The 13,757-nt window shown below is 42.8% G+C and carries 11 protein-coding genes; 5 read left to right on the forward strand and 6 right to left on the reverse strand.

Annotated features, from left to right (window positions below; translation table 11 throughout):
- The first annotated feature begins 6 nt into the window (after positions 1-6).
- A complete protein-coding gene (locus tag R7O13_RS06080) occupies positions 7-1,611 on the forward strand; it encodes a (2,3-dihydroxybenzoyl)adenylate synthase (RefSeq protein WP_047101857.1) in 1,605 nt (534 codons plus the stop codon).
- A 35-nt stretch (positions 1,612-1,646) separates the two neighbouring features.
- Here the strand turns inward: R7O13_RS06080 and R7O13_RS06085 are convergent, their stop codons facing one another.
- The 3 genes from R7O13_RS06085 to R7O13_RS06095 all read right to left on the reverse strand — a co-directional run bounded on the left by R7O13_RS06085 (position 1,647) and on the right by R7O13_RS06095 (position 5,652).
- Positions 1,647-2,534, reverse strand: coding sequence for an isochorismatase family protein (locus R7O13_RS06085; RefSeq protein WP_047101780.1), 888 nt, complete (start codon positions 2,532-2,534; stop codon positions 1,647-1,649).
- 701 nt (positions 2,535-3,235) lie between these two features.
- On the reverse strand, positions 3,236-3,577 hold the full coding sequence (locus R7O13_RS06090; protein ID WP_139831997.1) for an MFS transporter: 342 nt from the start codon (positions 3,575-3,577) through the stop codon (positions 3,236-3,238).
- Between the two features lie 1,286 nt (positions 3,578-4,863).
- Entirely contained in the window at positions 4,864-5,652 is a 789-nt protein-coding gene (locus tag R7O13_RS06095) for an AraC family transcriptional regulator (RefSeq protein WP_005385013.1), read from the reverse strand.
- Positions 5,653-5,750: 98 nt separating this feature from the next.
- Here R7O13_RS06095 and R7O13_RS06100 point away from each other — a divergent pair, with 98 nt between their 5' ends.
- The 3 genes from R7O13_RS06100 (at position 5,751) to R7O13_RS06110 (ending at position 7,704) form a co-directional block, all read left to right on the forward strand.
- Positions 5,751-6,656: a DMT family transporter gene (locus R7O13_RS06100; protein ID WP_047101784.1), complete on the forward strand. Its 906-nt coding sequence runs from the start codon at positions 5,751-5,753 to the stop codon at positions 6,654-6,656.
- Between the two features lie 145 nt (positions 6,657-6,801).
- Positions 6,802-7,287 carry an acyl-CoA thioesterase gene (locus R7O13_RS06105; RefSeq protein WP_005375279.1) on the forward strand — a complete coding sequence of 162 codons (486 nt, stop codon included), beginning with the start codon at positions 6,802-6,804 and terminating at the stop codon, positions 7,285-7,287.
- Positions 7,288-7,458: 171 nt separating this feature from the next.
- Positions 7,459-7,704: a hypothetical protein gene (locus tag R7O13_RS06110; RefSeq protein WP_005375277.1), complete on the forward strand. Its 246-nt coding sequence runs from the start codon at positions 7,459-7,461 to the stop codon at positions 7,702-7,704.
- A 367-nt stretch (positions 7,705-8,071) separates the two neighbouring features.
- Here R7O13_RS06110 and malG read toward each other — a convergent pair whose 3' ends face one another.
- The 3 genes from malG to malE form a co-directional block, all read right to left on the reverse strand.
- Complete coding sequence (malG, locus tag R7O13_RS06115) at positions 8,072-8,962, reverse strand: maltose ABC transporter permease MalG (protein WP_005375275.1); 891 nt, start codon at positions 8,960-8,962, stop codon at positions 8,072-8,074.
- A gap of 12 nt (positions 8,963-8,974) precedes the next feature.
- Positions 8,975-10,549, reverse strand: coding sequence for a maltose ABC transporter permease MalF (gene malF / locus R7O13_RS06120; protein WP_158173200.1), 1,575 nt, complete (start codon positions 10,547-10,549; stop codon positions 8,975-8,977).
- A gap of 79 nt (positions 10,550-10,628) precedes the next feature.
- Positions 10,629-11,807, reverse strand: a complete 1,179-nt coding sequence (gene malE / locus R7O13_RS06125) for a maltose/maltodextrin ABC transporter substrate-binding protein MalE (protein WP_005375272.1) — start codon at positions 11,805-11,807, stop codon at positions 10,629-10,631.
- A 672-nt stretch (positions 11,808-12,479) separates the two neighbouring features.
- On the opposite strand from malE, the gene malK reads away from it, so the two are divergent.
- Complete coding sequence (gene malK, locus R7O13_RS06130) at positions 12,480-13,598, forward strand: maltose/maltodextrin ABC transporter ATP-binding protein MalK (protein WP_005375271.1); 1,119 nt, start codon at positions 12,480-12,482, stop codon at positions 13,596-13,598.
- The last annotated feature ends 159 nt before the right edge of the window (positions 13,599-13,757 follow it).

Raw genomic sequence — 13,757 nt, forward strand, 5'->3', positions numbered from 1 at the left:
ATAATGATGAACCATGAATACACACCTTGGCCAGATGACATAAGCAGTAAATATCGAGACCTAGGATATTGGCAAGATCAAACTTTGTATGACCATCTCCATACTATCGCGTCTTCTTCACCCGACGCGCTTGCAATCTGTTGTGGAGACAACACCTATAGCTACAAAGAGTTATTGGAACGAATCCATCAACTAGCAGGAGGGTTCATCAAGTTAGGTCTTCAGCCTGGCGATAATGTCGTTTTACAAATCAATAATACGGCTGAATTTTATTTCTCGTTTTTCGCTCTAACCTTCAAAGGGATCAAGCCCGTTCTCGCTCTGCCTGCACATCGCTATTTAGAGTTGAGCTATTTTTGCGATCACGCAAGAGCAAGAGCCTATATATTTTCCGAGCATGCATCAGGAGAAACCGCGCAAAACATCGCTTCTCAACTACTTGAGAACTGCACTACTGTAGACTTCGCAATTACGACTGGGGAAGCTGGGAAAGGGCATGTTCACTCACTTAAAAATTTGATTGCGGAGCCCTGTGCAAAGCAAACTACTACTGCAGATAACGTTGCCTTTTTTCAATTGTCAGGAGGGACAACAGGTACACCAAAGCTAATTCCAAGAACCCATAATGACTACGCTTATAGTATTTTGGGAAGTAACAGTATCTGTCAATTTAATCAAGACACTCGCTATTTGTGCACGCTACCAGCCGCTCATAACTTTCCATTAAGCTCTCCCGGTGCTTTAGGAACACTATTTGCTGGAGGTTGCGTAATACTCAGCCTAGATGGCTCACCTGAACTCAACTTTTCTTTGATTGAACAGCACAAAGTCAATACATGCGCCCTCGTCCCTCCCCTAGCCTTACTGTGGATGCAATACGCACAGAGTGCGACACAAGATATTTCGAGTTTAAATCTCATTCAAGTAGGTGGAGCAAAGCTTAGCGAGAGTGCTGCTCGGAAACTTCCATCTGCTCTTGGATGTAATTTGCAGCAAGTATTTGGAATGGCCGAAGGACTAGTTAACTATACCCGCCTAGACGACCCTGTCGACGTCATAACAAGAACACAAGGCCGTCCTATATCGGAACATGATGAAATACTAATCGTTGATGAAGAGGGAACTCCGGTTTCACTCGGAGAAGAAGGACTATTGATGACCCGAGGCCCTTACACAATAAGAGGTTATTACAAAGCTCCGGAGCATAACCAACACTCGTTTACCGTAGACGGTTTTTATGCCACGGGAGATCTTGTCCGCCAAACCGCCGAAGGTAATATCATTGTAACAGGAAGAGAAAAAGATCAAATTAACAGAGGTGGAGAAAAAATCGCCACTGAAGAAATTGAGAATATATTACTTAAACATGATGATATTCATGATGCCGCTTTAATAGGCGTTCCTGATAAATGTTTAGGAGAAAAAAGTTGCGCTGTAATCGTCTGCAATACGAGCGCTAACCTTAAGCCCGTTGCGATTAAGAAATTTTTATACTCACAAGGAGTTGCAGAATATAAAATCCCTGATTACATCAAGTTTTGCCAACAATTGCCGAAAACCTCTGTCGGTAAAATCAATAAAAAGGCTTTAAGAGCAGAATATAGCACTTAGGTGCATCCCCTTGCATCGCTGCAGGGGGATCTCATTTATATTACTGCACCTTGAGCTTGAACTTGAGCTGCTTCCCACCAGTCTCTAATGGTATTTTTTGCCACCATTTCAGAAAGCGCGATATCTAAACCTTGCTTTTTCCAACGACTATGCAACGTCATTACACGAATGGAGTCTAACCCGAGAAAGATAAGATTTTCGTCTACATCTACTTCATCTAAATCAACTTCAAGAATATCCGCAACCTCCTTTCTCATTATTTCAAGACTGAGAGCGCTAGAAGGCAAAGAGATGTCTGAACTGACGCTTGTGACAAAGTCATCGACAGATTTAATACAGCCACTTCGACCAGAAATGTATTTAAGCGTGTACATATGATCTTCTTTCGAAAAGTCTGCAATCGCGTTACCAATAACAAATGGTTTGACATCTAGCATAAAGGCATCGAGTGCTGTTGAGAGGACTCCGATATGGCCATAAACCCCAACAATAATAAGTTGGTCTCTTTGCTCCTCTCTCATCCATTGAAGTAATGGCGTTTTCTTAAACGCGCTATAGCGCCACTTGGTGTATTGAATATCACCAGATTGCGGCGATACTTCTGGCACTATCTCCGTATCTTGAGTTAGGCCTGAGCCCCAAAAATCCGTTAGGAGTGCCCTTTCTTTTGGGTCTTGATTAGCAGGCTGAGCCGTATAAACAACAGGGATGCCTGCGGCTCTAGCATTCTCTGTAACTTTTTTAACATTTTGTATAAGTTCAGGAATAGGAGACAATCTTGTATCAAAAAAGTTGAGGAAGTAAGCCTGTAAATCATGAACTAAGACAACCGACTTCTTAGGCTCTATCACCCAATCCACTTTATTGACGGGAAATGATTCTGGTTGAAGTACTTGGTATGGGGCGATCTTGGGAATGGCCATCTCACTATCCTTATTAAGAATTATCACATTAAACCCATGAGCATTTACATATTAGCTCAAACATTTATTGAAAATGAAAATCATTAACATTTAATATAAACAAATGAGAATATGAAATCAATTGATTGTTGCTGTTCTTTGGAATAGCTATATCAATAAAAAGAGCTTTGCTAACGTTATTGCGTTGTCATTTCCACCAAAATTATGCAAAGAGGCTCCCACCTCACCTTCTAATCAAGTGTTAACTTAATGATGTTCATCGTTTAGTGAGAAAGATGAACATAGAAAAGTAATTTTGGAAATAGTGACCGACAGCCATTCTCAAAGCAGAAGATGCTAGTATTCCGTTTAAAGGGTCAGCCATAAATAATACAGTATCTTCGGCGTGATATTTTACACATGGCGAAAAATGTCCAGTGATATGGGCTAGCCAGATAATACACTCAAAGTATTGGAAGAAGATGCGCGGCTAAAAGTTGCTGATTTAAAAGGAGGGAGATACTGAAAGACCCAAAACATCAATGATAAACGTAGAATTCCGAGTATAACACAATAAGTATTTAAGGTATCTAAACTCAGATAACCTGTTGATTAATAATCATTAATTAAGAACCTCAGTAATAGACTTCCACCTATCAAACTCATAAACGGTGAGCTAGATACCTCATACTCTAGTAATGACTGTCTATATAGGGATACTTCTAGCGACCACTTGGCGTGAAAACAACTAACAACACAGTAGTTGCCACACTGAGCACACCAGCACAGAACATCACAATTCCAAATCCAGCTGCCATCACGTTCCGATAAGCTAAGAGCCACCCTTCTTGATTTGAAGGAAGCTCATTTCTGACTATTGCACTTTGAGCAGTCCCAACAGCATTTAGCATATTGTTGGAACTGACCACCTCCGACATCTGTTGAATTGCATAGATGCTCATGATACTACCTAATACCGTAATACCCAGTGTCGTGCCTATCTGACGCAAAGCGTTCATGGTTGCCGATGCAATCCCGGCACATTCTGCGGGAGCATACCCCATGACCATCATACCCGTCGCAAGAACAGAGATCCTATCCCGAGGCCAAGAGCAGTCAGAATACTACCGACAATAAGGTAAGGCGTGTAGGCAGTAAACAGTGACATTGAGCATAGAGAAATACCAATTAAAGCGTATCCGCCAACCAATAGTTTTCTAGTGAAATACGTTGTGTCATGTGGCCGAAGATCAATGATGTTACCCCCATTACCACAAATTGAGGCATCAGATGCCACCCAGCTTCAGTGGCGTATCGCCTTGCGCTTGTTGTAGATACAGTGACAGAAAGAAAAGACTTGCATAGGCCGAAAATCCTAACGCGAAAGAAGCCACGTTTGCTACGGCCAGAGATATGTTGCGAAAAAGAAGAATAGGAAACAGTGACCTCAATTAAGCTTTCTGGTCTTTTCAACCTCACGTTCATCCATCATATCTATTTCCGTGATGATAAATTCGTATATACTCCCCCTCCCTTAGTTGATCTTTAATCAAGTTTATGTGTTGTTTCATTGTGTATATTGCAACTTCATTTAGTTAAAGGACACAACTGTATAGCCGAAGTGGATTCTTAAACAACACATTAAGCTTCAGGCGATATCTATCTCGAGATTTTATTCAATTCCCTTATCATCGCGTAATTTTCGCTACCTTTATTTAGCCTAGACCTTTCAGACTTAGTGCCTTTAATTCAATATGGAACGGCCTCTGAAAAAATTTTTGTAGAAGTCTCCTTTATGCCAGTACTTGTTTGAACTAAAGAATTCTTGACAATTAGCCATTAATATATACTTTCCTAAAAGACTATCCCTTCTCTTCACATCACTGAGCGTCGTAGCACACTTTAAAGACTCTGCTCTGTCATAAGTACCATAATCTAATATCTATATCCTCTTTAAGCGTACTTAAGTAATAGGTTTATGCCCTGGGCTAAGACCTCTTCGGCATAAAACTAAGTTCACCAGTGAATGTATTCGCTCCAAGCTTCACGCACTAAATTAGTCCCATCGAATGGGGTAAATAAATTTTCAAAAAATGTAGGCTGGTTATTTTGTTCTGTTACCCAAATCATGAGAGCGTCAGCCCTCCATTGTTAAACAAGTAGTGAAAGATGGAGAAATAACATCTTTGAAGTGAAAGATAGATTAAATAGCTCAAAATTCATGATATCGTTTTCCAACTCATGAACTTGCCCTGTTGCGTTCGCGAGATGATTTCTTAGCTTAGTCGAACATTGTAAAATCACTCTAGATTTCAGTTGATGTATCGGCTTAAATTACATAATCGCTCAGCTATAACAATCGATTCTTGTATTGCTCCGGTGTCATGCCGGAGTATTTCTTGAACATCGCGATAAAAGGGCTAGCTTGGTTATAACCTAACGTCAGAGCGACTTCTTTTACGGTCTGCCCTTTACGCAGCAACTCCATAGAATGTAAATATCGCACACGTAAGCGCCACTCAGTAAAGCTCATTCCTAACTCACTCTGGCAATGTCTCGCTAACGTGCGTTCTGTGGTATGCACTTTTGCCGCCCACTCCGCCAAACTGATCTCATCCGTCGGCGATTCTTCTACTGCTTTTAAAATCGGTTCAAGATACTTATTGTCGGTAGTCGGTAAAAAGTGATGTTCGACTTCTTGCTTTGCAAGCTGGTCCAATAACACTTGTACCAAGCGCTTGTCTTCATCAGTTTGCGCCACATTAATGTCTCGCTGACGAAAGTCCTCAATAATAGATGACACGATTGGAGTCACTTTGATCAAGCTCGTTTTAGTTGGAAAATGCGCCGTCAATTCAGGGGCAATATTCAAAGAACAATATTCGATTGGCTTACGGTTGTAGCTAGTGTGACGAATTCCGGCGGGAACCCAAATAGCAAGATGTGGAGGTGCTAGAAATCTTGTGTCTTCTGCATCCATCTCCAGAATCCCACCGCTGATCAGTTGCACTTGCCCCCAAGGGTGGCTATGAATTCGTGTTTCTGTATTAGAGAGAAACGCTTCGAAATTCATAAATACATCTGATGGCGCACGATCGATTGATAAGGAGGGATGAAGATTTCTGGCGCTCTTTTTCAAAATTGTCTTCCTATCGCTTACGATGTCTTTTAAGAGATACTTTTTATTATAAAGACCTGCCAGACTAGCGCCATCAATAATTGTGCTATAGGGTTCTCATGATTTATTTACTTCCGTTTTTCACCGTTATGATTTGGGGTGGTAACTCAATTGTGAACAAGATGGCTGCGAGCGCCATTGAACCAAGTGCGATGAGTTTCTACCGTTGGTTTGTCGCAATGGTACTCCTAACGCCATTTTGCCTGCCTGCAATCATCAAACAACGACACATTATTCGACCTTACTTAGCTAAGTTGGCGTTTCTTGCGTTACTTGGTATGGTTCTCAACCAGTCACTTGGATACTATGCCGGTTTAACAACAACGGCCTCTAATATGGCCCTGATCACCTCTTTAGTTCCTTTGATCAGCGTGTTTTTAAGTGTCCCATTGCTCGGTAAATCTATATCAATGTTAAGTATCGTCGGTGGTGTCATTTCGCTCGGCGGCTTGGCATTTATGCTTGGTCACGGTGATATCACTTACTTTTTACATCAAGACTTAACGCAAGGTGACAGCTTAATGCTCGTTGCTGCCATGGTATACGCGGCTTATTGTGTTCTGCTAAAACGCTGGAAAATGCCATTCAGTAGTTTGACTCTGGTTTACATGCAGGGCTTCTTTTCTGTTTTGATGCTCACACCACTTTGGCTCTCTAGTGAGCAACTGTTACCAAGCCAAGACGCGCTACCATTAATCGCTTATGCTGGTATTGCTGCTTCCATTTTCGCGCCGCTGATGTGGGTCAAAGCGATTGATTCAATTGGTGCTGATTCAAGTGCTATGTTCATGAACCTAATGCCTGTGGTTTCCGTCATACTTGCTTCAACACTAATTGGTGAGAAAATTTACGCTTACCATATTATTGGTGGGTTGTTAGTCATCTCTGGCGTTATCCTGTCGCAAATAAAAGTAAGACAGAGAAAACTATTGTCCAATTCTGAGATTGCCTCTACCGCCAATTAACATCTACACCTCAAGCCACAGAAATACGCTGTGGCTTGTCACTTCCAGCGTTCGAATAAAAGTTAATATTTTGTTTCATTCGCTATTCCCGAAAATTCATCTTGCTGCTAAATTGGGAAAACAATAACCCATCAAGGAAAGACAGATGAGCAGTGGTCAAAGAGACATTACCCTTCGCTTTTTAGCAGAACCCAGCGACGTCAATTTCGGCGGAAAAGTGCACGGCGGCGCCGTAATGAAATGGATCGACTTGGCAGCGTACGCCTGTTCTGCAGCGTGGAGTGGTAAATATTGCATTACCGCATATGCTGGCGGCATTCGGTTTGTTGCGCCGATTCATGTCGGCAACTTAGTCGAAGTTAGCGCGAAAGTCATTTATACCGGACGAAGCTCAATGCACATTGCGATTGACGTGCAAGCCAGTGATCCAAAGCAAATGAAAAACAGACTCACCACTCACTGTATCGTTATCATGGTTGCTGTAGATGAAAACGGAAAACCAACCGATGTACCGAAATGGATTCCAGAGTCAGATGAAGACAAAGCCTTAGAGCAATCCGCTATCCGTCTTATGAACATGCGTAAAGAGATTGGGGAAGAAATGGAAGCACACGTTAAATATCTCAAGTAACTGGCATCCGTTAAGAACGCTATTAAGTACCTCAACGTTACCCAGACCCAGAGTGTGGAGCAACATCATGGTTTTGCCATTTGTTTCACGCTCGCCCTTCTCTGTCATAAATCCTTCACCTAGCTTTGCTTAAATCCATCCATTATTTTAGAGTTGGATAGAGTTTGGATCTTGAGACTAAAAGAAACGACCTTAAGTGAAGAGACGTTGACCAATTTAAAAGCGGTCGAGTACCAGTGGGTGAGAACCATGTACGTCGAGGGGTATAACGAAACAGAAATTAATCATTACATTCAAACTTGCTTTGGCGGTGACGTTACCTTTGCTAATCTATTTCGTCGCGTCGCACTGCAGCAAGAAAGCTTGTACACGCTGCTTCAATACGTTGGATGCGCACCTTCCAGCCGAGAGTTTTAATCTCTTCCTTCCCTACCTCAATTTAGCTTTTTACTAAGCTCTAGTTATTTATGTGAAGTGCTACGCAGGGCATTATTCAAGCCCTGTGTAATCCATTGCAAAGCCGCTAATCTCTATCTACTTATTGCAAAATTGCCTTTAACAGGCATAAAAAAACCTGAGTCTAAACTCAGGTTATGGTTACAAAAACTGTTAGTGATTGAATCGTAAGGAACTAAGCTAACAGCCAGCTATGCGTAACGCCAATAAAAGCCAAGATATTACTGATCGGCGGCCAAACCAAAATTGTAATATCCGTGCTAAATATAAGGGCGACCATGTGGTCGCCCTTTTCTAGTTATTCTTGTCAATCTCAGACCACTTGAGATTATCCTTTCACACCACCAGCGGTTAGACCACCAACCAACCAGCGTTGAGCAAGTAAGAATACTGCAGTGATTGGCACTGCTGATAGAACTGCAGCAGCAGCAAAGTCACCCCACAAGTAGTTTTGTGGATATAGGTATTGCTGCATACCTACTGCAAGTGTGTACGAGTCTACATCAGAAAGTAGTAGTGATGCTACAGGAACTTCACCAATTACCATGATGAACGACAAGATGAATACTACCGCTAGGATTGGCACTGACAGTGGCAGTAATACCAAACGGAACGCTTGCCATGGTGTCGCACCATCCAGTGCTGCCGCTTCTTCCAGAGATGAATCGATACTTTCAAAGTAACCTTTAATCGTCCAAACGTGCAGTGCGATACCACCTAAGTAAGCGAAGATCAGACCGCCGTGCGTATTCAAACCAAGGAAAGGAATGTACTGACCCAGTTTGTCGAACAACGCGTATAGAGCAACCAATGCCAATACCGCAGGGAACATTTGGAAGATCATCATCGCTTTAAGGATGGTGTTCTTACCCTTGAACTTCATACGAGCAAACGCGTAAGCCGATGTTGTAGACAGCGCCACAATCAAGATTGCAGAGATGCCACCCACTTTTACCGAGTTCCACAGCCATGTCATTACTGGGAATGGTGGCGGTGTAACTGTACCGTCTGGATTAGTCACCGAGAAACCTAATGCCAATTTCCAGTGATCAAGTGTTGGGTTGTCTGGGATCAGGCTACCCGTTGCAAAGTTACCTTCACGGAATGAAATCGCGATGATCATCAGTAAAGGGAAAATAATCAGTGCCAAGAATGCCCACATTGCAATATGAGTCGCCCAAACACGATACTTTAATGACTTACCTTGTACCATTGCCATTGTAATTTCTCCTTAGTCCTGAGCTACTTTAGTTACGCGTAGGTTGATAAGTGCCAATGCGCCAACCAATAGGAAGATAAGCGTTGCTACCGCACTTGCTAGACCGAAGTCTTGACCACCAGCACCTTCGAATGCGATTCGGTAGGTGTAACTTACTAGCAGGTCGGTGTAACCCGCAGGCTCTGATGTACCAATCATGTTTGGACCACCGCCAGTCAACAACTGGATAAGTACGAAGTTGTTGAAGTTAAATGCAAAACTCGCGATCAACAATGGTGTTAACGGCTTCAACATCATTGGTAGTGTGATACGTGTGAAGTTGGTGATGAAGTTCGCACCATCGATAGCTGATGCTTCATAAAGATCATCAGGAATCGCTTTTAGTAAGCCCATACACAAAATCATCATGTAAGGGAAACCAAGCCAAGTGTTCACAATTAAGATCATGGTTTTCGCCATGAACGGGTCAGAGAACCAAGCCGGGCTAATGCCGAATAAGCCTTCCAACAACATGTTGATCTCACCAAAGCTTTGGTTAAACAAACCTTTAAAGATCAAGATAGAAATAAACGCCGGAACTGCATAAGGCAGGATTAGCAACAAACGGTAAACTGAGCGACCTTTAAGTGCTTCCCACTGAACCACACTGGCAAGGACAAGACCAATAACAAGCGTAAATAATACGGTTAGCGCAGAGAAAACAATGGTCCAGATAAAGATACTGATAAACGGCTCTTTGATACCATCATCTTTCCAAACACGCTCAAAGTTGTGGGTACCAATGTTCACCACGAAACCTGGTGACACTGTGCTACCAACAAATTGACCGTTTTCATCGACAGGCTGGTAGTAACCTACTTCCATATTTGGACGTAGCGTTTCTTCAGTCCGGTTGTTGTAAAGCGTTTCACCATCTTCTTGTAATGTGTACAAAGGTACAACTGCAGCAAATTTGCGCAGCCCACTCATGCGGATATCATCACCACTTGGCAAATGTAAATCGACACTGCTCAACGCACTGCGGTTCTTAACAATCGCCTTGATTGATTCTTTTTCACCCGTTACTTCTTCAATTGGTGAAAGATCAAACTCCGATGCTGAAAGGTTATCAAGCTGAAAAGTCGGGCTTGCAAGTAGCTCACCATCTTTTTCAACCACAAGTTGATGGCCTTGCTCCGTTTTATACAAAGTGAACGGGTAGCTATCACCACTTTGGTAAGTTCGGTCCAAAAGTACGTTCTGAGCGCGATCAAAAGAGAGTTGGTTTTTCGCGCTATAGTTGGTAAACGCCAAACCTATGGTGTACGCCAAAGGAAAAAGAATGAAAAGGATCATCCCTGCTATACCAGGGTAGATGTAACGGTGTGCGTACGTCTTTTTACTACCAAAGATGAACAACGCTAAAGCGGTAAGAATGAGCGTAAGTAGTGCAAACGCAATCTCACCGCGAGAATACATAAGGATTGTTGCGTAGCCATTGATGATGCCGACTGTGCCTAAAAGTGACCATTTCATGAACACTTTTTTGCTGCTCGGAAGGCTGGCTTCTGGTGCTGTCATAGCATTTGTACCTTGAACTGACTGCATAGGGAACCTGCTAGCGAATATAGAATAAATATAGAAAAGTAAGGAGGAGTTGCCTCCTCCTTAAAAAGGTCTTACTTAATTATTTAGTCATTTGTTTTTCTGCATCTGCAAGAGCTGCATCGACAGTTTGACGACCGTCAACTACGTTGATGATTGCGTTCTTAGCCGCACCCCAGAATGCGTTCATTTGAGGGATATTTGGCATGATTTCGCCGTTCATCGCATTGTCCATTGTTGCTGCGATACGAGTATCTGAATCTAGCTCACGTTGGAACGAGTTAAGTGCTACCGCACCTAGAGGCTTATCGTTGTTAACCATACGTAGGCCATCGTTTGTTAGTAGGTAGTTCTCAATGAACTCAACCGCTAGGTCTTTGTTTGGAGACGCAGTGCTGATACCAGCCGTTAGAACACCAACGAATGGCTTAGAAGATTGACCTTGGAACTTAGGTAGCGTAGTCACGCCGTAGTTAACGCCAGACTTCTCAATGTTGCCCCAAGACCATGGACCGTTGATCGTCATCGCTGTTTTGCCTTGGTTGAACGCAGATTCAGACACGGAGTAATCCATATCCGCAGAGATTACGCCTTTATCAACTAAGCCTTTTACGAAGCTCATTGCGTCTTTAACGCCTTCTTTCGCGATACCAGCGTCTTTAACATCGTAACCTTCAGAAGTGTATTTGAACGCGTAGCCGCCATCAGCCGCCATTAGTGGCCAAGTGAAGTACGGTTCTTTTAGGTTCCACATGATTGCAGACTTGCCATCTTTTTTAAGTTTTGCATCTAATGCTGCAACCTCTTCCCAAGACTTTGGTGGGTTTGGAACTAGGTCTTTGTTGTAGATTAGAGATAGAGACTCAACCGCAACTGGATAGCCGATCAATTTGCCGTCGTAACGTACTGCATCCCAAGCGAAATCAACGATACCTTCTTGAATATTCTTAGAAGGTTTAATTTCTGCTAGCAGGCCAGCTTCTGCGTAACCACCGAAACGGTCGTGAGCCCAGAATACGATATCAGGACCGTCGCCAGTCGCTGCAGTTTGAGGGAATTTGTCTTGAAGGCCATCTGGGTGAGCCACAGTCACTTTAATGCCTGTGTCTTCTTCAAATTTCTTACCAACTTCAGCAAGGCCGTTGTAGCCTTTATCACCGTTGATCCAGATAGTAAGTTGTCCTTCTTCGATGGCAGCATTAGCACCAAAAGAACCCAAAGCAACAAGAGTACCTAGTGCTACAGCGCTTAACTTTTTCATGTTCGTATCCTTTTTATATTTTTGATGTAGGGCTAGTCCATTGAGGTTCAGCCGTATTTCGACATATATCATCTGAAATAATCCAATATGTCTCATCCTCCTAATCCCTACGCCCTTACAATTATGACGTATTTTCGTGATCTAAATCGCCAAGGGTAAGAGACTCAAATCACAAAATGGATAGTTCCTGTGATCGGTTTCAACTTTAGGTGGTGCAATAATGTGATTTCCGACCAACTGCTTTCTTCCTCCTCCTTTTTTACTCCTCCCTTTCTACTCCCCCTACAATTATTTCTATTAGGAGGATGTCGCACTACGCACAATCTTAGAAACTGCAGTCATCCAAGAGTGGATGGTAAGAACCCTTTCCCAGCAGTGCCTACGTATTAGGAAAAAGATTTGCTGGTTTTGCATTGCCAGACGAGTGGAATGTCATTATTAGTGTTGTTTGTGGTAATTATTTCACGGGGGAGACAATACGAATAATGTGGGGGAGAGAAACTCGTACTTGGCTATGATGGGTAGCACTTCTATTCAGGACATTTTATTGAAGTGCTACCCTACTTTTCTTACCAACCGCAAGAACTTACCGATTCCTACTGTTACTGCTCGCTAGATAATTCATATAATGATGAGCGGTGAATAATAAAAAATTGATCGAGGACGAGCTACATGGCGAGTGTCACGTTAAAAAATGTTTGTAAAGCGTATGGCGACGTACTGATTTCTAAGAACGTAGACCTAACAATCAACGAAGGTGAATTTGTTGTTTTCGTAGGTCCATCAGGTTGTGGTAAATCTACCCTTTTACGTTGTATTGCCGGTCTTGAAGACATTACTTCAGGTGATTTGTATATTGGTGACCAGCGCATGAATGACGTCGAACCATCCAAACGTGGTGTTGGTATGGTATTCCAGTCTTACGCTCTTTACCCGCACCTTAACTTATATGACAACATGTCATTTGGCTTGAAACTAGCAAAAGCAGACAAAGCAGAAATCGACAAGCGTGTTGAACAAGCAGCAGAAATCCTACAACTAGGCCACTTGCTTGAGCGCCAACCAAAAGCACTTTCTGGTGGACAGCGTCAACGTGTGGCGATTGGCCGAACATTGGTATCGCAGCCAAATGTATTCCTTCTAGACGAGCCACTATCAAACTTGGATGCGGCACTGCGTGTAAACATGCGTGCACAAATCACGAAACTTCAGCGCCAACTTGGTTGTACCATGATCTACGTAACGCACGATCAGGTAGAAGCGATGACAATGGCAGATAAAATCGTTGTACTAGACGGCGGTTATGTATCGCAAGTTGGTAAGCCGCTTGAGCTTTACCATTACCCACAAAACCGCTTTGTAGCTGGCTTTATCGGTTCTCCGAAAATGAACTTCATGAGCGTATTCATTGATGAAGTAGAAGCAGAGCGCGTCAAAGTTCAACTATCTAACGGCGTATCTTTCTGGATTCCGGTGGATGGTACAACAGTTAACCGCGGCGACCGAATGTCCTTAGGCATTCGCCCTGAGCACCTATTATCCGCTTCTGAAGCTGATGCAAGTATTCACGGTGAAGTGATGATTGTTGAGAAGCTAGGTAACGAAACTCAAGTATACCTAAACCTAGAAGGTGCGGACGCCGACGTTATTTTCCGTCAGCCTGACACGCTTGCAGTCGACACTGGCGATAAAATCGAGATCGGTATTCCAGCTCATCGTTGTCACCTGTTCCACAGTGATGGTCGCGCATGCCGCCGCCTATACAAAGAAAACGGCGTAGAAGTCGAATAATTCATTCGTCCTTACTCAAAAAAATCCCTCTCACTTGAGAGGGATTTTTTTATCTTAATAAATATCAGCAATTCGATACTAAATCATTAATCGTTAACGAATCAAATCACCCGTTTCTTCTACCCTCACATAAACCATTGTCTTTGTACTGATACTTCA

The organism is Vibrio sp. Y176, assembly GCF_033438945.1.